A 22,406-nucleotide genomic window follows, 5' to 3' on the forward strand; every position below is an offset into this window, starting at 1 on the left:
GCCATTTCTGATAGTACTATGAGCACGAGACGCCGAAAATACAGGTGCTCGACAATAATAGTTAACAGGAATGAGGTCCATTATGTGTTCAATTTTTGGTGTGTTGGAAATTAAGTCCGACCCAACCGTTCTGCGTGAGCAGGCAATAGAAATGTCTAAGCGTTTACGCCACCGCGGGCCTGACTGGTCTGGTGTCTATGCCAGTGAGAAAGCAATCCTGGTGCACGAGCGACTCGCCATCGTTGGCGTATCCAGTGGCGCACAGCCTTTGTATAACCCGGAACGGACGCATATTCTTGCCGTAAATGGGGAAATATATAACCACAAAGAGCTGGCGCAGCAGCTAAGTGTCCCTTTCACCTTTCAGACTCAATCAGACTGTGAAATATTACTGGCGCTATACAAGCAAAAAGGACCTGAATTTCTGGATGATCTGAACGGGATTTTTGCCTTTTGCCTGTATGATGAACAAGAGGATGCCTATCTGATTGGTCGCGATCACATTGGTATTATTCCGCTATACACAGGTCGAGATCAGCATGGTAATTTTTATGTCGCCAGTGAAATGAAAGCACTCACCCCAATCTGCAACCAGATTGAGGAATTTCCGCCGGGACATTACCTGTACTCCAAAGAAGGCACTCTGAGACCCTATTATCAGCGAGACTGGCAGCAATTTGATGCGGTTCAAAATAATGAAGCTGAGCCCGAGACCGTCAAAGAAGCGCTGGAAGCTGCCGTTAAACGCCAGCTCATGTGTGATGTACCTTATGGCGTGTTACTCTCGGGCGGTCTGGACTCGTCGGTTATTTCAGCCATCACCCAAAAGTTTGCGGCGCGACGCATTGAGGACGATGATGCGACTGAAGCCTGGTGGCCCAAATTGCACTCCTTTTCCATCGGCCTGGAAGGATCACCCGACCTGGCAGCCGCGCAGAAGGTCGCCGATCAGATAGGCACAGTTCACCACCCAATTCACTTTACTGTGCAGCAAGGTATCGATGCTCTGAAAGAGGTGGTTTATCACCTTGAAACCTACGATGTCACGACAATCCGAGCGTCGACCCCTATGTATCTAATGGCGCGTTACATCAAAGCTATGGGGATAAAAATGGTGCTTTCAGGAGAAGGCGCCGATGAGTTGTTTGGGGGGTATTTGTATTTCCATAAGGCCCCCAACAGTCAGGAATTCCATGAAGAGCTCAACCGTAAAGTCTCTAAGCTGCATATGTTTGACTGCCTGCGCGCAAATAAGTCAATGGCTGCCTGGGGCGTAGAAGCCAGGGTACCATTCCTCGACAAAGAGTTTGTCGATATTGCCATGCGCACTAACCCGGATTACAAAATGTGCAAAGACGGACGCATTGAAAAGCACATTATTCGTGAAGCATTCGATGGCTATCTGCCAGACGATGTGCTTTGGCGTCAAAAGGAGCAGTTCTCCGATGGTGTTGGCTATTCCTGGATTGACTCGCTAAAAGAGTATGTTGACGAGAAGGTCAGTGATCAGGAGCTGGCCAGCGCCCAGTACCGCTTCCCTATCAATACACCAGATAGCAAAGAGGCCTACTACTACCGCTGTATTTTTGAATCACACTTCCCTGGGGATGCAGCAGCCAAATGTGTGCCTCACGGCAAATCCGTCGCCTGCTCGACGCCTGAAGCGCTAGCCTGGGATGCGTCATTTGAGCAAAACGCGGATCCTTCAGGTCGGGCCGCCAATGTTCACAGCCATGCTTATGACCATACTAGTTCATAATGATGGCGTACAAAAAAAGGGCCTTCAGGCCCTTTTAATTTAGATGAACTTTTTGATAATAAAGTCCACTTTGACCCGCTTTGCCTGGCCAAGTATTTTCTTAACCGGTAATGGATAATCATCCACCGTTTCGAGATCCTGCGGACCAGTCAGTTTGGTGCAGTTAGCAAGAATAGCATCTCGCTCCTGATTAATGGCCTGCTCGAGTTGCTGCTCGGGGTCTTCTATCAGAATACCATTTTCGATATCCAGGCCCCAGGCACGCGGATTAAGGTTATGGCCGGTCATCAGATGTACCTGATTATCCCGATTAATCCCCTTCAGATGAAACGAGTTATTGCCATCACGCCACAAGTAAACATTCAACTGGCCGGCGTTGAGATAGCGCCTTTGCGATTTAAGAAACTTGTACAAAATGGTTTCATATAAATAAGGCAAGGCACCAATACGGCTAAACGGCTGATCAGGCGAGATATAAAAGTCGTTTGCGGTTTTGTCACCAATCACTATGGTGACGGTCTTGCCTTCTTTAAGCAATCTTCGCAATGAGCGCAGTAACGGAGCCGGAAAATTGAAATAAGGTGTGTATAGCAACAGCTCATGCTCTGTGGTGTCAAACAAAGCTTTGATAAGGCGATTTAACTTGTTAGTGCGACGACCAAACCCCAAAAAAGCGCGTACATTTAAGCCATTTTCTGCCGTTGCCGTACTCATATCATACTGTGCTTTTTTAAGCTGCTTCATCAGCTGCTTTTGCGCCACCTTTAACTCGGAAAAAGGTTTAAGTGGGCGTAAATCCAATCTCGGAACCGCTTCACTGGACAACAAATAAGTATTCAGGAAGTGACAAAAACTTGCCGCCAGTGCAGGATTCTCAATCACAAAGTAGCGATCAAGGCGGTATTTATCACCATGCTGCAAGTACACATTGTTTATGCTAGCGCCACTGTAAAGCACCGTGTCATCGATCACGAACCCTTTAAGGTGAAGTACCCCAAATAGCTCTTTTGCCTTGACCGGCACTCCATAAACTTTAACCTGTGAGCCAAACTGTGCTTGCATATCACAATACAGCTTCGCATTGCCTTCTGATTTGGCTTCACCTATCAGACCACGCTGAGCACGATGAAAATCGACCAGCACATGGATCTCCAGGTTTGGCCGCGCTGTTGCCACCTCATGTAAGGCAGACAGTATTTCACGCCCCGCCTCATCGTCTTGCAAATACAACGCGGTTAAGTAAATGCGTTGCTGTGCACCGCGAATGAGTGACAAAAGCTGTGTATGATACTGTTTTGCGTCAGTAAGTATTGTGCAACTTTCCGCTTCCAGTGAAAACCCAGGTTTATCCTGCCAAAATGCCATAACTACCTTTAAAAACAGACTAACGTCAAATAGACAGAGAAAAATTCCCTAGAACATAGCAAAAAAAAACACTCAGGTCATGAAATACCGTTCATTTACACGCTTGTGGCGCAAATTCTCAGCAAGTACAGTATATTTGACAGCTTGTCATTTTATAAAAAATCGATTTTTGCAATTTATTTTACTTCTGGCTTGAAATTCATAGAATCGGCAGCACTAACTAGAGAAGATAAAATTTATTTTTAGGAATTGTTTACATGAGTGATGCAAAACATTGCAAACTATTGATCCTTGGCTCAGGACCTGCAGGCTATACTGCCGCTGTCTATGCAGCCCGTGCTAACCTTAACCCAGTACTGATCACAGGCATGCAACAAGGTGGTCAGCTGACTACCACTACTGAAGTTGAAAACTGGCCAGGTGATGCGCATGGATTGACAGGCCCTGCACTGATGGATCGCATGAAAGAGCACGCTGAGCGCTTCGAGACTGAGATCATTTTTGATCACATCAATAAAGTTGATGTCACCAAGCGTCCTTTCACTCTAACGGGTGATCAGGGGACTTACACCTGTGATGCGTTGATCATTGCGACAGGTGCTTCTGCTAAATATCTGGGTCTGGAATCAGAAACCAACTTCCAGGGCCGCGGTGTTTCAGCATGTGCAACCTGTGATGGATTCTTCTATCGCGGACAAAAAGTTGCGGTTGTTGGTGGCGGTAATACAGCCGTTGAAGAAGCGCTGTATCTGTCAAACATTGCTGAAGAAGTACACGTGATCCACAGACGTGATACTTTCCGCAGTGAAAAAATCCTGTCAGACCGTCTGATGGAAAAGGCAAACAATGGTAACGTTGTACTTCACCTGAACAAAACGCTCGATGAGGTCCTGGGCGATGACATGGGTGTGACGGGTATCCGTATCAAAGATACCGATTCTGATGCCACTGAGCAGCTAGACCTTGCTGGTGTGTTTATTGCTATCGGCCATAAACCAAATACAGACATGTTTGCAGGTCAGCTTGAAATGAAAGACGGTTATCTGGTTGTACAATCAGGATTGAACGGCAATGCCACTCAAACCAGCGTTGAAGGCGTTTTTGCTGCTGGTGACGTCTCTGACCACATTTACCGCCAGGCAATTACCTCTGCGGGCACAGGCTGTATGGCAGCCCTAGATGCAGAGCGTTACTTAGACAACCTTAAGTAACACCTGCAGGAAGACGTGTGAGTTAACGCACGTCTTCCAATATAAAATCCCCACGCCTGAGCAAAAATAGGTTAGACTGACTTCATCCCTGAGGTTTTTAGTTTGTAATTCAGATCCCCGAATATGACTCAGCAATTGTTTCATCTGTCTGCCACCGATTTTATTTTTCCCCCCTGCCATTTTGCACTCAAAGATCCAGATGGGCTGCTGGCTGTAGGTGGATGCCTGAGTACCACAAGGCTGCGCCGCGCCTATCAACAAGGTATTTTCCCGTGGTTCAATGAACGAGAGCCGATTATGTGGTGGACGCCCAGTGAACGGGGTATCCTCGACCTAGATGAGTTTCACGTCAGTCGCTCCCTCAAAAAATCTATGCGAAAACTAGCGCCACAGGTAACTGTGAACACAGCATTTGAGCAAGTCATTAAGGCATGCAGAGAGCAGCGGCTGGACAAAGAAGGCACCTGGATCAACAGTGCCATGCTCAATGCTTATCTGAAAGCCCATGATGAAGGGTTCGTACACAGCGTTGAAGTGTGGCACGAGAACACCCTGATTGGCGGTTTATACGGCGTGATGTTAAATGGTGTTTTTTGCGGAGAGTCAATGTTTTACCACGTACCTGATGCCTCCAAACTGGCTATGTGGGCATTAGTAAACTGGCTCAAGCGGCATGGCGCCCACTTCATAGACTGCCAACTAGAGAACCCTTATTTGGTGTCTTTAGGTGCAAAAGTCATCTCACGAAGAGAATTTTTAGCTAAACTTAAAGCAGCAAGCCATTATCAAGTGCCTGATTCGATGTGGCATCCGCAACCATTGAGGGCGATATATGACTGAACATTTCCCTTCAAAAATTGGACTGAGTCAACAGTTTGATTGCAGTTACCTCGCAGACAGAAAAGAGCAGTTGTTGGTTATCCTGGATAGCAACTGCTATACACCTGCTCGCTTTGAGACCTTGCTCTCATTTGGCTTTCGTCGCAGTGGCGATCAAATATACCGCCCACACTGCCCAGCCTGCCACGCCTGCCAATCAGTGCGTGTACTGGCTGATGCGTATGTTCCCTCACGCTCACAAAAACGCAAATGGAATAAAATAAACTCAGAGTTTCGCTTTGAATATAGTACTCAGGAACAAGCTGACTATTATCAGTTATACGAAAAGTACATCACAATGCGTCACAGCGATGGCTCTATGTATCCGCCCAACCGACTTCAATACGAAAGCTTTCTGTTTTGTCGCTGGCTGCCCATCACTTTCATCGAGCTGTGGCACAAAGACAAACTCATAGCCGTTGCAGTCACTGATACAATGCCCACCGCTTTATCAGCTATCTATACTTTTTTTGACCCCGAATATGCCCAATTAAGCCTGGGGACTATCATGATCATGGCCCAATTAGACTTTGCCCGACAGCATGATAAAGCCTATCTCTATCTTGGATACCAGATAGATGCCTGTCCCAAAATGCGCTATAAGCAACAATATTTACCTGCGCAACAGTTCAAAAGCGATGTCTGGGTCAACATTTAGATTACAAAAATAAGCGCTCCTGCCTTTACTTATCGCGCGCTTTTCGGCAAAATCTGCACCGTTAAACTTATCAAAGAGGTGATACGCTCCCCATGGCGAAAGAAGACGTTATTGAAATGCAAGGCACGGTCCTTGACACTTTACCAAATACTATGTTCCGTGTTGAATTGGAAAATGGTCACGTAGTTGTGGCACATATCTCTGGCAAAATGCGCAAAAACTACATCCGTATTTTGACCGGTGACAAGGTGACTGTTGAAATGACACCTTATGATCTGAGCAAAGGACGTATCGTCTTCCGCGCGCGTTAATTCGCCCAGCTCAGTAACGCTTACCACACTAAGCGGATACAAAGAGACGATTAAAACAAAAAGCCCGGCAATTGCCGGGCTTTTTGTCGTCTTAAATCAAGGTCAAGCGGGTTCAACCACATTAGACTCAAACTTAAACGACAGCTTCTTATCTTTAACGGATATAGTGACAGTCCCGCCATCAACCAGCTCACCAAACAGAATCTCATTGGCAAGTGGCTTCTTAAGGTTGTCCTGTATCACCCTGGCCATTGGACGCGCCCCCATCGACTTGTCATAACCAATGTCTGACAGCCAATCTCTCGCCTCATTAGTCAGGTCGAGACAGACAGATTTCTTATCAAGCTGCGCCTGTAGTTCAACAATGAACTTATCGACAACCTGCAAGATAACGTCTTTTTCAAGGTGGTTAAACCAAATAATATTATCCAGACGGTTTCTGAACTCAGGTGTAAACACCTTATTGATCTCAACCATCGCATCGTGTGAATGATCCTGTTGCTGGAAACCAATAGACTGACGCACAGTTTCCTGCACACCTGCATTGGTTGTCATCACCACAATCACGTTGCGGAAATCGGCTTTACGACCATTATTATCGGTCAGTGTACCGTGGTCCATGACCTGCAATAAGATGTTGTATATATCCGGATGCGCTTTTTCAATTTCATCCAGTAACACCACAGAGTGCGGATGCTTAATTACCGAATCGGTCAGTAAGCCGCCCTGTTCGAAGCCAACATACCCAGGAGGCGCACCAATCAATCTGCTTACTGCATGACGCTCAGAGTACTCAGACATATCAAAACGTACAAACTCAATGCCCATACACTTCGCCAGTTGCTTAGTCACTTCCGTTTTACCAACCCCAGTTGGGCCTGCAAATAAGAATGAACCTATCGGCTTATCCTCACTGCCCAACCCTGAGCGTGATAAACGAATAGCAGACGTCAGAGCATCAATCGATTCGTCCTGACCAAAGACAAGCATCTTCAGGTTACGATCCAGGTTTTTAAGCACTTCTTTGTCGCTTGATGACACATTTTGCTGAGGAATGCGCGCAATCTTAGAGACTATCTGCTCAATATCAGCGACACCAATGGTTTTTTTACGTCGAGAGGCTGGCAACAGGCGCTGGTTTGCACCCGCTTCATCAATTACGTCAATGGCTTTATCTGGCAAGTGACGCTCATTAATGTATTTTGCGCTCAGCTCCGCAGCTGCCTTCAACGCTTTTTGGGTATACCTGATACCATGGTGCTCTTCATAACGCTCTTTCAGGCCGCTCAGAATTTTGGCGGTATCCGCTACGCTCGGCTCCACCACATCGATTTTCTGGAAACGTCGAACCAGCGCACGGTCTTTTTCGAAAATATTTTTAAATTCGGAATACGTGGTTGACCCAAGGCAACGAAGCTGGCCGCTTGATAGCAGAGGCTTAATCAAGTTTGACGCGTCCATCACGCCACCTGACGCCGCTCCGGCACCAATGATAGTGTGAATTTCATCGATAAATAAAATGGCATTGGGTTTTGCCTGTAACTCCTTCAGCAGAGCTTTGAAGCGTTTTTCAAAGTCACCCCGATATTTAGTTCCGGCAAGTAACGCGCCCATATCCAGTGAATACACTACAGCATCGGCAATCACTTCTGGTACCAGCTCATTAACAATCCGATACGCCAAGCCCTCAGCAATAGCTGTTTTACCTACACCAGCCTCACCAACCAACAACGGATTGTTTTTCTTTCTGCGGCACAGGACCTGAATGGTTCTTTCTACTTCCTGGTCGCGTCCAACCAAAGGATCGATTTGACCCGCTTTGGCCAGCACATTCAAATTGGCGGTGAAGTTCTCCAATTTGGTTTTTTCTTCAGACGCAGCTTCGTGGCTCTCTTCATGGATTTCTTCATTATCTTCCGGCTCAACTTCATCGTCAGATTTTGAAATACCATGGCTGATATAATTAACAATATCCAAACGACTGACATCTGCTTTCTTCAGCAAATACACAGCCTGACTTTCCTGCTCAGAGAAAATCGCCACTAGCACATTGACACCCGTCACTTCATTGCGACCAGAAGACTGCACATGAAAAACGGCGCGCTGTAATACGCGCTGAAAACCAAGTGTCGGCTGTGTCTCACGGTCTTCCTCCAAATCTGGAATGACCGGCGTAGTCTCATCAATAAATTCAGATAACTCCTTTTTTAGCCCCTCTGTATCAACGCCACAAGCATTCAGTGCTTCACTGGCAGACGGGTTATCAATCAATGCGAGCAGTAAATGTTCTACCGTCATAAATTCGTGACGACGATTTCTTGCCTCACGGAACGCGGTATTCAGAGTAATTTCTAAGTCTTTATTTAGCATTGGCAACCCCCAACGAGAATATATAAGGTCATTCCTGCTCACAACTACAGAGCAGCGGGTGCTCGTGATCCCGAGCATATCGATTTACCTGCTCAGCCTTTGTATGGGCAATGTCGGCAGGATACAGTCCACATACCGCTTTTCCCTCGTGATGTACTTTCAACATCACTTCAGTTGCTCTTTCGCTATCCATACGGAAAAATGTCATTAAAACTTCAATGACAAAATCCATTGGTGTGTAATCGTCATTGTTTAAAATCACTTTGTACTTGCGCGGCGGTTGCAACTTTTGTTTCTGTTCCTCGCGGACCGCGTCAACCACACCAGATTCGTTTGTCCCACTCATAATAAAATATAGTCTTGTCTTATCAACTCAAGCAACTTGAATTGAAAAATAAATAAATTGTTAAAAAATCGCTTTAAAAACTTGACTGTCTGGCCAAATAAACTACAGTCTTTACCTAGCTGGACATAATAATCATATGGGCAGCTTAGCAAATTTCAAAGGTTAGATTAACTTAATTTAGTCAACTTATAGAAGGATGTAGAAGTATGGCTTGCGGAAAAGTCAAATGGTTCAATAATGCCAAAGGGTTTGGTTTCATCGTAGAAGACGGCAGCGAAGAAGATATCTTTGCCCATTACTCCACGATTGTAATGGATGGATACAAAACGCTTAAAGCCGGTCAGGATGTAACATTCGATCTGCAAGAAGGTCCCAAAGGGCTGCACGCTACCAACATCGCGCCGATAGCGGAGGAAGTTGTTTAGCATTGCAAGATTTTGGCACACTCAAAGCGGGTTACGTTTGTTTCTCGCTTAATCCCCTTCATTAATTAGTCTCATTTCTTCCACCTTAGTTCATAAAATTTTATATGTTTATTAAATTGCATTAGCGACTTAGTCATTTGGTTGATACAATCCCCGCCGATGTCAAACAAGCCACCCAATTTGTTAAGCCTCAGGGCGCGTCAGGTGTGTTAGATATTTTTATTGTGCCCACGAGTAACAATACCTAACAAACTTGCTATATGCCGAGCTCAGCCATCAGCTTGATGATCCCTAATCAGGTCACCAAGCTGATGGCTGAATAAAGATCGTGTATGCGGATACGTCCTTGAATAGCAAGCTTTTGCTTTGTTGAACGGCTGTTTAGCCCTAAACTATCTAGGAATGATGATGACATCAAAAATTATTTACACTAAAACAGATGAAGCGCCGGCTCTGGCAACTTATTCTTTATTGCCAGTGATCCAGGCTTACACCAAAGCGGCTGGTGTTGAAGTTGAAACTCGTGATATTTCACTGGCAGGCCGTGTCATTGCGAACTTCCCAGAATTTCTGAGCGAAGAGCAACGCATTGGTGACGCCCTGGCTGAGCTAGGTGAACTGGCCAAAACGCCAGAAGCCAATATCATCAAACTCCCTAATATCAGTGCGTCTATCCCTCAGCTAAAAGCGACAATCAAAGAGCTGCAGGAAAAAGGCTATGCCCTTCCTGACTACCCTGAAGAGCCTAAAGACGACAAAGAAGCCCAAATCAAAGCGACTTACGATAAGATCAAAGGCAGTGCGGTAAACCCGGTACTGCGTGAAGGTAACTCAGATCGTCGCGCACCAGCTTCTGTTAAAGCGTACGCACGTAAAAACCCACATTCAATGGGTGCATGGTCTAAAGACTCACAATCCTATGTTGCCAGCATGAGCGAAGGCGATTTCTTCGGTTCAGAGCAATCAACTACGATTGCACAAGCAACTGACGTTCGCATTGAACACGTTGCTGCAGATGGCACGGTTGCAGTCCTGAAACAAAGCACGCCATTATTGGCTGGTGAAATCATTGACGCGTCTCGTATGAGCGTAAGTGCACTACGCAGCTTCCTGGAAGCAGAAGTAGAAGCGGCAAAAGAAAAAGGCGTACTTTTCTCATTGCACATGAAAGCCACCATGATGAAGGTTTCTGATCCAATCATCTTTGGTCACGCTGTTAAAGTATTCTATAAAGAAGTATTTGCTAAGCATGGCAAAACATTCGAAGAGTTGGGTGTAGATGTAAACAATGGTATTGGTGACGTTTACAATAAACTGGCTAACCTGAACGAAGCGAAACGTGCAGAAATTGAAGCTGATTTAGCTGCCGTTTATGACCTGCGCCCAAGTATTGCAATGGTTGACTCTGACCGTGGCATCACGAACCTGCACGTACCAAGCGATGTGATCATCGATGCATCTATGCCAGCTGCGATCCGTACCAGTGGTCAGATGTGGAATGCGGAAGGTAAACAGCAAGATACCAGCTTCGTCATTCCTGATCGTTGTTACTCTGGCGTGTATCAGGCAACTATCGAGTTCTGTAAAGAGCACGGTGCGTTCGACCCACGTACTATGGGTACTATCCCTAACGTTGGTCTGATGGCACAAAAAGCCGAAGAATACGGTTCACATGACAAAACATTCGAAGCACCATCAGCCGGTCAAATCCGCGTTGTTGACCAAGCTGGTAACGTATTGCTGCAACACGATGTTGAGCAAGGCGATATCTGGCGTATGTGTCAGGTTAAAGATGCACCTATCAAAGACTGGGTTAAGCTGGCAGTTAACCGCGCACGTGCAACCAACACGCCTGCGGTATTCTGGCTGAACGAAAATCGTGCACACGATGCTGAGCTCATCAAAAAGGTAAACGCCTACCTGCCAGAGCACGACACTTCAGGTCTGGAAATTCATATCCTGGCACCAGTTGAAGCAACTGAATTCTCACTTGCTCGCATGAAAGAGGGTCAGGACACAATTTCAGTGACTGGTAACGTTCTACGTGATTACCTGACAGATTTGTTCCCAATTCTTGAGCTGGGCACCAGTGCAAAAATGCTGTCTATCGTACCACTGATGAATGGCGGCGGCTTGTTTGAAACAGGTGCTGGCGGTTCTGCGCCTAAACACGTGCAACAGTTCGAAAAAGAAAACCACCTACGTTGGGACTCGCTGGGTGAATTCCTGGCGCTAGCAGCCTCTCTTGAGCACCTGAGCCAGGTGTCTGGTAACAGCAAAGCACAAGTACTGGCAGACACGCTAGACGCAGCAACGGGTAAATTCCTCGATGAGAACAAGTCACCTTCACGTAAAGTGAAAGAACTCGACAACCGTGGCAGCCACTTCTACCTTGCTATGTACTGGGCACAAGCCCTTGCAGAGCAAACACAAGATGCTGAGCTACAAGCTAAATTTGCAAACGTTGCAAAAGGCCTGACAGAGAACGAAGCGGCAATCGTCGGTGAACTGAACGACGTTCAGGGCCAGGCGATGAATATCGGCGGCTACTTCCAGCCTAACGATGCACTGGCTTCTGAAGCCATGCGTCCAAGCAAAACGCTGAATGACGTATTAGCTAACATGGCTTAATACATTCATTACTGTAAAAGGTGGCCTGACAGCCACCTTTTTTCTTTGTCGCTATTCTTTGCTACACTCGCGCCATCGCAACTCAGCTTTACTAGTGACTATGCCTGCACAGCGCACAAAAAACCGAACACACACTGCCAAGCGCCCTACTCATAAACGTCCCGGCACAAAACGAACCAATAAACCTAAGCTCTCGCCAGATCAGGTTAAAGTCATTCTGTTTAATAAACCCTTTGATGTCCTGTGCCAGTTTACCGACGATCAAAATCGCCAAACACTCGCAAGCTTTGTTGATATAAAAGATGTTTATGCCGCAGGACGACTCGACCGAGACAGCGAAGGCCTGCTGTTACTCACCAATTGCGGCCGCTTACAACATAAGCTGACCGAGCCTGGCAAAAAAACCGACAAAACCTATTGGGTTCAGGTAGAAGGTGAACCCGATGACACCGCGCTGCAAGCACTGCGCGAGGGGGTCATACTCAAAGACGGGCCGACACGACCAGCCAAAGTGCGCGTGATCGAAGCGCCGGATGTATGGCCACGCACTCCCCCTATCCGCGAACGTAAAAATATTCCCACCAGCTGGCTGGAAATCACCATATCAGAAGGGCGTAACCGTCAGGTGAGGCGCATGACAGCACATGTTGGCTATCCGACCCTGCGACTGATCCGCTATCGGATCGGCCCCTACACGCTCGATGGGATTGAAAACGGCCAGTATCGCGTGATAAAAACCACTTAGCCCGACGATGAAAAACTTGGGATTAATCGGCCCGCGACTTCCGGGCACCTTGATTTACATGCTATAATGCAGCTCACTTTTTTGTAATCAAAATACACAGCGAGTTTATGAGCGATAACAGTCAAATTAAAGTCATCGTCGGCATGTCCGGCGGCGTAGATTCCTCCGTTTCGGCCTACCTGCTTAAACAGCAAGGCTATCAGGTTGAAGGCCTGTTCATGAAGAACTGGGAAGAAGACGACAATGACGAATACTGTGCCGCCGCTGAAGATTTAAAAGACGCTCAGGCAGTATGCGATAAATTAGGCATTGAGTTGCATACCGTTAACTTTGCTGCGGAATACTGGGACAATGTATTCGAGTATTTCCTTGCCGAATACAAAGCCGGTCGCACGCCAAACCCGGATATCATGTGCAACAAAGAGATCAAATTTAAGGCTTTCTTAGAATTTGCCGCCGAAGCACTGGGTGCTGACTACATCGCGACAGGTCACTACGTACGTCGTGAGGAACGAGATGGCAAGTTTGCTATGTTGCGTGGGCTGGATAACAATAAAGATCAAAGCTACTTCCTTTACACACTCAGTCATGAGCACGTGGCACAAACACTTTTCCCGGTCGGCAATATCGAAAAACCCGAAGTACGCCGCATCGCGGAAGAGCAGGATTTAATTACTCACAATAAGAAAGACAGCACCGGTATTTGCTTTATTGGTGAGCGCAAGTTTAAAGACTTCCTGCAAAAGTTTTTGCCTGCTCAGCCTGGCAATATTGAAGACAGCGAAGGCAACCATGTTGGTGAACATGAAGGTCTGATGTATCACACTTTGGGTCAGCGCAAAGGGTTATTGATCGGCGGAATGAAAGAAGGCTCCGGCGAACCCTGGTATGTGGTCGATAAAGACGTTGAACGCAATGTATTGATCGTCGGGCAAGGCAAAAACCACCCTCGCCTGTTCAGTAATGGCCTCAACGCCAATCAGCTCCACTGGGTTGATCGCCTAGGTCCACAGGGCACAACACGTTGTACAGTTAAGACCCGTTATCGCCAGGAAGACATCCCTTGTACATTACTGGTCGGTCAGGATGGTATGGCACGCGTGTTGTTTGATGAACCACAAAAAGCGGTGACACCTGGTCAATCTGCGGTCTTTTACCTCGACGATGTGTGTCTTGGTGGTGGTATCATTGAGTCGGTGATCAAATAATGCAACGTGAAGTCGTGATCCCACTGGCAGCTATGTGCCAAATTGCCAAGCTTGTTCAGAAATGCGCCCGATACGGCACCTTTAATAGCCACGAAACAGACAGTATATTAAAAAGTATCACTATTACTTCGCCGCAAAACCCTCAGGATGTCTACGAAGACCCCAGTGCCGTCAAGCAAGGCTGTCGTGCACTCGCAGACCAGCTGAGTGCGCAAGGTGAGAAAGACGTGGAAATGGTCAAATACGTCGGTAGCCTGATGCAATTAGAGCGCGCGCTGTCAGCCAATAGCAAAGCTCTGGCTGAACTGGGTAAGCGTATTGAACAACTCGACAGGCAACTTCAGCACTTCGATATCGGTGACCAACAAATCGTTGCCGCTCTGGCTGATATCTATAGCCAGGTTGTAAGTCCGGTGGGTCCAAAAATCCAAATTTTTGGTAAACCCGAGTTGCTCAAACAATCTCATGTACAACATCAGATCCGGGCCCTGTTACTGGCCGGGATCCGCAGCGCAGTGTTATGGCGTCAGCTTGGTGGTAAGCGTCGTCAATTTTTCTTTGCGAAGAAAAGAATCATTACTGCTGCACAAAGTTATATTTAAATATCGTTCAAAAACCAATTAGTTAGGAGAAGTTATGGAGCTTTCAGCGTTAACCGCTATCTCTCCAGTAGATGGCCGCTATGGTAGCAAAACCAGTGAGCTGAGAAGTATTTTCAGTGAATTCGGCCTGATCAAGTATCGCGTGACGGTTGAAGTACGTTGGCTGCAAGCCCTGGCCAACGCAGCTGCAATCAACGAAGTTCCAGCCTTCAGTGAGCAGGCGAATGCCCTGTTAGACAGCATTGTTGATAACTTCAGTGAAGCTGATGCCGCGCGAGTTAAAGAGATTGAGCGCACAACCAACCATGACGTTAAAGCCGTCGAGTATCTTTTGAAAGAGAAAGTCGCAGACAACGCTGAGCTTCAGGCTGTTAATGAGTTTATTCACTTTGCCTGTACATCTGAAGATATCAACAACCTTTCTCATGGTCTGATGCTGAGTGAAGCACGTGATCAAGTATTGCTGCCATACTGCGACAAGCTATTGGCTGCTATCAAAGAAAAGGCGATTGAATATAAGTCAGTTGCGATGATGACCCGCACCCACGGTCAACCCGCTTCTCCTTCAACAATGGGCAAAGAATTTGCAAACGTATACGTACGTCTGCAACGTCAGCGCGAGCAAATTGCCAACGTTCAGATACTGGGCAAAATCAATGGTGCAGTTGGTAACTACAACGCTCACCTGAGCGCTTACCCGGATTACGACTGGCACAATCATGCAGAGCAATTTGTAACCAGCCTGGGCCTGACCTGGAACGCTTTCACAACGCAAATTGAGCCGCACGACTATATTGCAGAGCTGTTTGATGCGGTTGCACGTTTCAACACTATTTTGCTCGACTTTGATCGTGACGTATGGGGTTACATTGCACTCAACCACTTTAAGCAAAAAACCATTGCGGGCGAAATTGGTTCTTCAACCATGCCACATAAAGTGAATCCAATCGACTTCGAAAACTCTGAAGGCAACCTGGGTATTGCCAATGCAATCTTCACTCACCTCGCGCAAAAACTACCAGTTTCTCGCTGGCAGCGTGACCTGACCGATTCTACGGTACTACGTAACCTGGGTGTTGGCATGGGTTACACTCTGATCGCCTACCAGGCCACGCTTAAAGGGATCAGCAAGTTGGAAGTGAATGCAGATCGCCTGTTGGCAGAGCTGGATGACAACTGGGAGCTACTGGCTGAGCCAATCCAGACTGTGATGCGTAAATACGGTATCGAAAAGCCGTACGAAAAGCTAAAAGAGCTGACACGCGGTAAACGCGTTAATCAGGTAATTATGGCTGAGTTTATCGATGGCCTGGATCTGCCAGAGCACGTAAAAGCTGACATGAAGCTAATGACGCCTGCCAACTACATTGGCCGCGCAGAAGCTTTCATTGATGAACTAAACTAATACCAAGTATTAATAACCAGTTTGAGAGATATAATCTGCCGCTCACAGTGTTAAAAATGCTCTTACAGAACCTATACTTCAGAGATAGGTTCGGACATTTTTGACCGGTGACAAACGAGGTCTTCTTACCTCAGCATTGGCGGCTTAATTATGCAAATTGGTATCACTCAGAAATAAGCCTGAGAAGCGAAAGTCGTGGCATAGTGCCGGACTTTCGCTTTTTTATTGGAGTCACTTTATGTATCAGCTATCTATCAATGCCCTGACTGAGGCGGCATTTCTCGCCCAGTACTGGCAAAAAAAGCCCCTACTTATCAAGCAAGGCTTTCAGGGTTTTATCGATCCACTGTCACCAGAAGAACTGGCTGGCCTGGCAATGGAAGACAATATTGAATCTCGGATCGTCACCAACCACGACAATCACTGGGATGCACACCATGGTCCGTTTGAAGACTTTTCGTTGCTGACAGAGCAGCACAGTACTTTGCTGGTACAGGCCGTTGATCACTGGCACCCTCAGGCTGCCAGCTTGCTGGAACCCTTTCGCTTTATTCCAAACTGGCGTATTGACGATCTGATGATCAGTTTTTCTACGCCAGGGGGAGGGGTTGGTCCACATCTTGACCAATACGACGTGTTTATTATTCAGGGCCAGGGGAAAAGACGTTGGCGCGTCGGTATGCCTGACGCCAGCCTGAAACAATTTGCGCAGAACAAAAGCCTCTTACAAGTAGAGCAATTTACAGCCTGCATAGATGCAGAGCTGGAACCGGGTGATATCCTGTACATTCCACCCGGCTGCCCTCATGAAGGCTATGCTGTTGAAAATGCAATGAACTACTCTGTTGGTTTCAGAGCTCCTGATCAAAAAGATCTACTCTCAAGCCTGGCTGACCACCTGATAGATTCAGAGTTAGGCACAACCCGTTACAGCGACCCTGACCTCTCGCCGCGTGACTCTCTGGGCGAGGTCAGTCGTCAGGACAAAGGAAAGATCCGCACCATGCTGGAATCGATACTGCATGACAGCGACATCTTCGACCAATGGCTGGGGCAGACACTCAGTGAGCCTAAACATGAAATGGATCTGGCACCACTCGATCCGCCACTGACTGCTGACACCTTACAAGATGATATTTCACCGCAAGACACCTTGGTACGGTCAGGAGGCGTCAGAGCACTGTATCAGTTAACGACACACACGGTGATACTGAGTGTGAATGGGCAAAATTTCACTCTTCCTCTTGAGGTCTTACCAGCCGTTAAAAAGCTGACAGATCAGAGTTGTACGCCCGTATCTTCATTATTAAGTGAGTTTGCATGTTTGGAATTTAAACAAACATTAACTACGCTTATTAACGATGGGTCCTTTTACATTGAGGACTGGGTGTAATTACCTGAATCTGAGGGTTAGTCACACAATAAGGCACCGACCAAGTCGGTGCCACAATAATAAAGAGCACAGGCTGATCCCCTAATCAGGCGTGATTATGATGTTTGATGCGAGGCAATCATGAATTACCACGTCGATAGAGTGAGTTGGCAAAAAACTCAGGGACAACTGCGCCAAATCCGCGAACGAGTCTTCGTTTGCGAGCTTCACCTTCCAAGGGAAGTAGAATTTGATCAACACGACAAAACTGCGGAACATGTTCTCGTACGGGACGAAAATCAGTGCCCAATTGGAACTGGCAGGTTATGTTGTGATGGTCTGATTAGTCGAATTGCGATCATTCGGGCACACAGAAACCGTGAAGCCTATCAGTCTTTGATCAGCTTTCTTAGTATACTGGCAGAACAAAAAGGCTATGAGAACGTCTTCGTGCAGTGCATTTTGGACGAGGTGCCCACCTTTTTGAAATCCGGCTTTTCCAAACAAGGCGGTGTATTTATGGAAGCAGGCATTCCAAGACAGCGAATGAAATGCCCGGTTAAAGAGATGAACTCTGAGCCGTTTACGATGCTACATTAGCCCATAACTGCTCTCTGTTAGCCAAATCATACACGCCATGAGCATGGTGAATAAGGAAATTGGCATATTCGGCCTGGGTCGGATCTGGATGCTCTGCGCCCAGAATTTTATCGGCTTTGATTTGCCATTGATAAGAAAAGTGTTTGAGTGCGGCGCGAGCATCCACAGCCCCGCTCACAGGCATCGCATCTGTCGGGACTTTGCCTGAGACAACCCAATACCCTTTGCCTTTATTGTCTTTAATTTTCCAAACACCACAGATAGGAGGCAAAATACGGGACTCACTGGCTTGAATGTTGATACCGACTATGCCTTTTTCTGCAAGGTACTTCTGCGCAGTCTGCAGAGAAGTGTGTTGCCACTGGGCAAGCATTTTTTGTTGTTCTTCTTTACTCATTTGTGTGTTGTCTTTCGTCATTCTTGTTACTGCTTGGGGAAATTTCCACTACTGTATGAATTAAATCGACCGGATGCAAGCATCACCCTTCTCAAACGGGTGTATTAAGCGCAAGAGTATTCAAGATGATTATTTGTATTTGCACAATAAACAGTCTCGACTAGGATTAAAGGATCATCTTACAGGTCAAAGTGGACGTACCTATGATCCCACTTTCCATTGCTATTCAGTTAATCATATTTGCTATCGCCTGGTATGGGTCAAACCTGGTCTTTGCGCTGATTATCACCGCTCTGTCTGGACTGGCACTGTATGTAGGCGTTCGTGCTGTCAGGGCAGACGTACCACAAGCAGCAGACCCACAACCAGACCAAGCACTCGGACAGCAATCTGATCTCACCTGTCTGGAACAATTGGGCCACACCATTACCCCGCAGTTGCGGGAACAAATAAACAGTGCCCGACAACAAACCAAGCAGGCGGTTGACAATATGTCTGGTGAATTTTCCCAGTTAGTGAGCAATATCACTGCAACCTTAGGTAGCCTGGATAACAGCAGTGCCAATACCTTACAACAAACTTCTCAACACAGTCGCGATCAGCTAAATCAGATCCTGGCTTATCTTGAACAATCCAATACCAGCCAACAGCAACGCACCGAGACGTTTAAAACCATGGTCGAACAAAGCAAAGAATTGCAGGCAATGTCCATCGATGTCGCGAAAATTGCAGAGCAAACCAATTTACTGGCTCTGAATGCATCAATTGAAGCAGCGCGTGCTGGTGACAATGGACGTGGTTTTGCTGTTGTTGCAGATGAAGTACGTGCACTGGCTAATTCAAGTGGAGACACAGGGGTCAAAATCAACAAAATGGTCGAGTCTATTGCTCAAGCAATGCAAAGCTCTATGACGATGATGGAAAGTGAATTAACCGAACGCCAGGCATTGACGGAAAAGTATCAACTCCAAATCAACGAAGTAATTGATACCTGGCTAACATTATCTCAAAACGTCGAGCAACAGGCGCAAATACTTCAGACCTCTAACGAAGATAATCGACAAAAAATTTCGGAGATTTTGGTTGACCTGCAGTTTCAGGACCGGGTCGATCAGATCCAAGACAGCGTAACGATTGCGCTGGAGATCATGACACAAGAGTTGGATAAATTCATTGAAGAGCGCCGCCAAAGTAACACCGCCCGATTTAATCATCAACGGATCAGTGACACGCTCTCTCGTACTGCTGCGACCCGGGAGCAACGACATATTCTGTCGTCCAATCATAGCGGCAGCAATCGCAAGGACGATGACACTGTGGACGACCTTACTTTTTTCTGACATGCAGCCTGAGGGTACATTATGAGTAAAACCATTTTAGTTGTAGATGATTCTGATTCTTTAAGACAGGTCGTAAATATTGCGCTGACAGGGGCTGGCTATCAGGTTATTGAAGCCTGCGATGGCAAAGATGCACTCAGTAAACTCACCGGTAGCAAAGTTCACCTAATCATCAGTGACGTCAATATGCCCAATATGAACGGCATTGAGTTCGTCAAAAATGTCAAACAGCTGCCACAATACAAGTTTACACCCGTCATTATGCTGACTACTGAAAATCAACAAAGCATGATGGAAGAAGGCAAAAAAGCAGGCGCAAAAGCCTGGATGGTTAAACCATTTAAGCCAGCACAAATGCTTCAAGCCGTTTCCAAATTATTGATGATGTGACCGTGATGTCAGAGTGCTTTAAGTTCCCGGCAGAGTTGACCATTTACGAAGTACAAGACGTGCACACTGAACTCAGCGCATTTTTAGAGGGTAAACAGTCAGTAGGGCTCGACTTAAGTCAGGTCGAAGAGCTCGACAGCGCAGGGATCCAGTTGACTGTCTGGCTGGTGAATCACTGTCGGACAACAGGGGTACAGATTAATGCCCTCACCCTGTCAGATCTGCTAACAGCCAGGCTTACCCTGTTGAATGTGTCCCTGGCCGCCCCAAATAAAAGCGAACCTTAACTATGTCTGTTGATTTAAGCGCGGCCATTACCACCTTTGTCAGTGAGTCCAAAGAGTTGCTGGCCGACATGGAAAACAGTTTGCTGGATATGGAAGCCAGTGACGCTGGCGCGGATCAGGAAGAAACCATCAACGCCATCTTCCGCGCCATTCACACCATAAAAGGCAGTGCAGGCCTGTTTGGTTTTGACTACGTCGTGAGCCTGACTCACATTGCAGAAACCGTGCTGGACGATGTTCGAAACGGAAACCGGGAAATGAGTAAAGCCCTGCTCTCTCTTTACCTGGAGACGGGAGACCTGTGCGAGGAACTTATCCTGCTCGCCGCGTCTGACAGTGAACCCAGTGCACAGCAACTGACCCAACTTACGGATCTAAGCGGTCAATTCCATGAGTTTATCGACGATGCTGCTTCACCACAGGATAACATTGTCACCTCAGACAGCCCTAAACTGCCGCAAAATGGTATCTGGTTTGTCTGCTTTGTCCCTAACGAAAATGTATTACGTAATGGCCTGGATCCCTTCCCTTTTATTCATTTTCTCAATAATGAAGTGACCGAGCTTGAAGTAGCCACGAATGTTGTTCCGCTGAATGCCCAAACCCCCTATGACCCCGAGTCCTGCTACCTGGCGTTTCTGATGCTGTTCCGTACAAGTCAAAACAAAGAGGCGATAGAAGAGGTCTTCGAGTTTATTAAAAACGATGCGGTCATAGAGATTTTGCCGCCTGAACAGTGCAGTTACGACGCAATCCAGGCATGCGCACGGTACTTTCCGGAACCATCTCAGTTCCAGTCAACCCTGTCACAGCTCACTCAGTCACTTTTACCGAATGAGCCATCCGCACCAGCGCCAGATGATGACCCGATAACAGCGCCCATTAAAGACAAGAAGAAAAACAAACTACACAGCAGCAAAACCTTGCGGGTCGAGGCAATGAAGCTCGACAGGTTGATCGATCAAGTCGGAGAAATGGTCATTACCGGGGCCAGAACGAATCTGCTGGCCCACGAAACCGGCAACGAAACCCTGATAGAAGCCATGGCACTACTAGAGCGATTAGTCGAAAACATTCGTGACAGCTCACTTAAACTCAGAATGGTGCAAATTGGCGAAACCTTTAATAAATTCAAACGCGTTGTCCGGGATGTCGCTGACGAACTGGGTAAAGAGGTGGAGCTCAATATTATTGGCGCGGATACTGAGCTGGACAAAACTTTTGTTGAGAAAGTCAGCGATCCGCTTATGCATATCATCCGCAACGCCATAGACCATGGTATTGAAACACCTGACGAACGTGTCGCCGCAGGCAAGTCTGCATGTGGTCAACTCACGCTCAAGGCCTATCATGACTCTGGCTCAATTGTGATAGAGATCCAGGATGATGGTCAGGGGCTAGATCAGAGTAAGATCCTGGCTCGCGCAATCGAAAATGGCCTGATCAGCGCAGAACACTCTTTGCAGGACAAAGAAATTAACCTGCTTATCTTTGAACCAGGCTTTTCCACTGCCGCCGCCGTAACCAGCATCTCGGGTCGGGGCGTGGGTATGGACGTGGTCAAACGCAATGTTGAAAGTTTACGGGGCAGCGTGGAAGTTGACAGTACCAAAGGGCTGGGCTCCAAAATTATTATTCGCCTGCCACTGACTTTATCCATTATTGATGGGTTTATGTTTACCGTTGGTGACGAGGATTACGTAATCCCCCTCGACACTGTGGTTGAATGCCTGGAACTGCATGAAGTGGTCTCTGAGTCCGACATTCAGGATAAAAACTACATTAACCTCAGAACTGAGGTCCTGCCTTTTATTCGTCTGCGTTCCCTGTTTGGGATAGAGCAGCAAATTGAACATACGAAGGAATCACTGGTTATCGTCCAGTTTGGCACGCTCAGAGCCGGTCTGGTCGTCGACTCATTGCAAGGAGAGTTTCAGACCGTTGTAAAACCCCTGGGGAGGCTGTTCGAAGGCCTCAAATGTATCAGCGGAGCAACCATACTCGGCAGTGGCAAAGTCGCCATTATTCTGGATGTATCTGCCCTGATCCGCACCGCAATTACGATGTACGAGCAATTAGAGCTCAAACATTAGTCAGATAAACCG

General features: G+C 47.0%; 21 protein-coding genes. 17 read left to right on the forward strand and 4 right to left on the reverse strand.

All coding sequences use genetic code 11. The features are described 5' to 3' along the window. The first annotated feature begins 82 nt into the window (after positions 1 to 82). On the forward strand, positions 83 to 1,759 hold the full coding sequence (gene asnB / locus QNM19_RS20210; protein ID WP_284027140.1) for an asparagine synthase B: 1,677 nt from the start codon (positions 83 to 85) through the stop codon (positions 1,757 to 1,759). A 39-nt stretch (positions 1,760 to 1,798) separates the two neighbouring features. Here asnB and pssA read toward each other — a convergent pair whose 3' ends face one another. Continuing rightward, entirely contained in the window at positions 1,799 to 3,124 is a 1,326-nt protein-coding gene (gene pssA, locus QNM19_RS20215; protein WP_049863766.1) for a CDP-diacylglycerol--serine O-phosphatidyltransferase, read from the reverse strand. A 257-nt stretch (positions 3,125 to 3,381) separates the two neighbouring features. Here pssA and trxB point away from each other — a divergent pair, with 257 nt between their 5' ends. From trxB to infA, 4 genes are all read left to right on the forward strand, one after another. Beyond that, on the forward strand, positions 3,382 to 4,335 hold the full coding sequence (gene trxB / locus QNM19_RS20220) for a thioredoxin-disulfide reductase (RefSeq protein ID WP_046003205.1): 954 nt from the start codon (positions 3,382 to 3,384) through the stop codon (positions 4,333 to 4,335). A gap of 123 nt (positions 4,336 to 4,458) precedes the next feature. Continuing rightward, positions 4,459 to 5,175, forward strand: coding sequence for a leucyl/phenylalanyl-tRNA--protein transferase (aat, locus tag QNM19_RS20225; protein ID WP_049863765.1), 717 nt, complete (start codon positions 4,459 to 4,461; stop codon positions 5,173 to 5,175). Next, a complete protein-coding gene (locus QNM19_RS20230; protein ID WP_049863764.1) occupies positions 5,168 to 5,872 on the forward strand; it encodes an arginyltransferase in 705 nt (234 codons plus the stop codon). The genes aat and QNM19_RS20230 overlap by 8 nt, the downstream gene beginning before the upstream one ends. Before the next feature lie 92 nt (positions 5,873 to 5,964). Next, complete coding sequence (gene infA / locus QNM19_RS20235) at positions 5,965 to 6,183, forward strand: translation initiation factor IF-1 (RefSeq protein ID WP_002962494.1); 219 nt, start codon at positions 5,965 to 5,967, stop codon at positions 6,181 to 6,183. Between the two features lie 102 nt (positions 6,184 to 6,285). Here the strand turns inward: infA and clpA are convergent, their stop codons facing one another. Together clpA and clpS are read right to left on the reverse strand one after the other, a co-directional pair. Continuing rightward, entirely contained in the window at positions 6,286 to 8,553 is a 2,268-nt protein-coding gene (gene clpA, locus QNM19_RS20240) for an ATP-dependent Clp protease ATP-binding subunit ClpA (RefSeq protein WP_010385383.1), read from the reverse strand. Positions 8,554 to 8,581: 28 nt separating this feature from the next. Continuing rightward, positions 8,582 to 8,899: an ATP-dependent Clp protease adapter ClpS gene (gene clpS, locus QNM19_RS20245; protein WP_010385384.1), complete on the reverse strand. Its 318-nt coding sequence runs from the start codon at positions 8,897 to 8,899 to the stop codon at positions 8,582 to 8,584. 206 nt (positions 8,900 to 9,105) lie between these two features. On the opposite strand from clpS, the gene cspD reads away from it, so the two are divergent. The 8 genes from cspD (at position 9,106) to QNM19_RS20285 (ending at position 17,887) form a co-directional block, all read left to right on the forward strand. Next, positions 9,106 to 9,324: a cold shock domain-containing protein CspD gene (gene cspD, locus QNM19_RS20250; protein WP_010385386.1), complete on the forward strand. Its 219-nt coding sequence runs from the start codon at positions 9,106 to 9,108 to the stop codon at positions 9,322 to 9,324. A 408-nt stretch (positions 9,325 to 9,732) separates the two neighbouring features. Further along, positions 9,733 to 11,955 (forward strand): NADP-dependent isocitrate dehydrogenase, encoded by a 2,223-nt coding sequence (locus QNM19_RS20255; protein ID WP_049863763.1) that lies wholly within the window; start codon positions 9,733 to 9,735, stop codon positions 11,953 to 11,955. 100 nt (positions 11,956 to 12,055) lie between these two features. Then, positions 12,056 to 12,700 carry a pseudouridine synthase gene (locus tag QNM19_RS20260; RefSeq protein ID WP_049863762.1) on the forward strand — a complete coding sequence of 215 codons (645 nt, stop codon included), beginning with the start codon at positions 12,056 to 12,058 and terminating at the stop codon, positions 12,698 to 12,700. A 107-nt stretch (positions 12,701 to 12,807) separates the two neighbouring features. Continuing rightward, positions 12,808 to 13,908: a tRNA 2-thiouridine(34) synthase MnmA gene (mnmA, locus tag QNM19_RS20265; protein ID WP_049863761.1), complete on the forward strand. Its 1,101-nt coding sequence runs from the start codon at positions 12,808 to 12,810 to the stop codon at positions 13,906 to 13,908. Then, complete coding sequence (gene hflD / locus QNM19_RS20270) at positions 13,908 to 14,510, forward strand: high frequency lysogenization protein HflD (protein ID WP_049863760.1); 603 nt, start codon at positions 13,908 to 13,910, stop codon at positions 14,508 to 14,510. Before mnmA ends, hflD begins: the two co-directional genes overlap by 1 nt. 34 nt (positions 14,511 to 14,544) lie before the next feature. After that, positions 14,545 to 15,915, forward strand: a complete 1,371-nt coding sequence (gene purB, locus QNM19_RS20275) for an adenylosuccinate lyase (protein ID WP_049863759.1) — start codon at positions 14,545 to 14,547, stop codon at positions 15,913 to 15,915. 238 nt (positions 15,916 to 16,153) lie between these two features. Then, positions 16,154 to 17,308 carry a cupin domain-containing protein gene (locus QNM19_RS20280; RefSeq protein WP_284027141.1) on the forward strand — a complete coding sequence of 385 codons (1,155 nt, stop codon included), beginning with the start codon at positions 16,154 to 16,156 and terminating at the stop codon, positions 17,306 to 17,308. A gap of 120 nt (positions 17,309 to 17,428) precedes the next feature. Continuing rightward, the gene (locus QNM19_RS20285; protein WP_049863758.1) at positions 17,429 to 17,887 is read left to right on the forward strand and encodes a GNAT family N-acetyltransferase; all 459 of its coding nucleotides are present in this window, start codon (positions 17,429 to 17,431) and stop codon (positions 17,885 to 17,887) included. Here the strand turns inward: QNM19_RS20285 and QNM19_RS20290 are convergent. Then, positions 17,871 to 18,305 carry a DUF4826 family protein gene (locus QNM19_RS20290; protein ID WP_049863757.1) on the reverse strand — a complete coding sequence of 145 codons (435 nt, stop codon included), beginning with the start codon at positions 18,303 to 18,305 and terminating at the stop codon, positions 17,871 to 17,873. The two genes, QNM19_RS20285 and QNM19_RS20290, sit on opposite strands and share 17 nt — an antisense overlap. A 470-nt stretch (positions 18,306 to 18,775) precedes the next feature. On the opposite strand from QNM19_RS20290, the gene QNM19_RS20295 reads away from it, so the two are divergent. The 4 genes from QNM19_RS20295 to QNM19_RS20310 are packed head-to-tail and all read left to right on the forward strand — an operon-like array spanning position 18,776 to position 22,394. Continuing rightward, positions 18,776 to 19,624, forward strand: coding sequence for a methyl-accepting chemotaxis protein (locus QNM19_RS20295; protein WP_417712666.1), 849 nt, complete (start codon positions 18,776 to 18,778; stop codon positions 19,622 to 19,624). Positions 19,625 to 19,645: 21 nt separating this feature from the next. Continuing rightward, complete coding sequence (locus tag QNM19_RS20300) at positions 19,646 to 20,014, forward strand: response regulator (protein ID WP_010385407.1); 369 nt, start codon at positions 19,646 to 19,648, stop codon at positions 20,012 to 20,014. A gap of 5 nt (positions 20,015 to 20,019) precedes the next feature. Then, entirely contained in the window at positions 20,020 to 20,301 is a 282-nt protein-coding gene (locus tag QNM19_RS20305; protein WP_156202200.1) for an STAS domain-containing protein, read from the forward strand. Positions 20,302 to 20,303: 2 nt separating this feature from the next. Next, entirely contained in the window at positions 20,304 to 22,394 is a 2,091-nt protein-coding gene (locus tag QNM19_RS20310) for a chemotaxis protein CheA (RefSeq protein WP_049863754.1), read from the forward strand. Positions 22,395 to 22,406: the final 12 nt, after the last annotated feature.

Source organism: Pseudoalteromonas ardens (assembly GCF_030125445.1).
GTDB classification, from domain to species: Bacteria; Pseudomonadota; Gammaproteobacteria; order Enterobacterales; family Alteromonadaceae; genus Pseudoalteromonas; species Pseudoalteromonas ardens.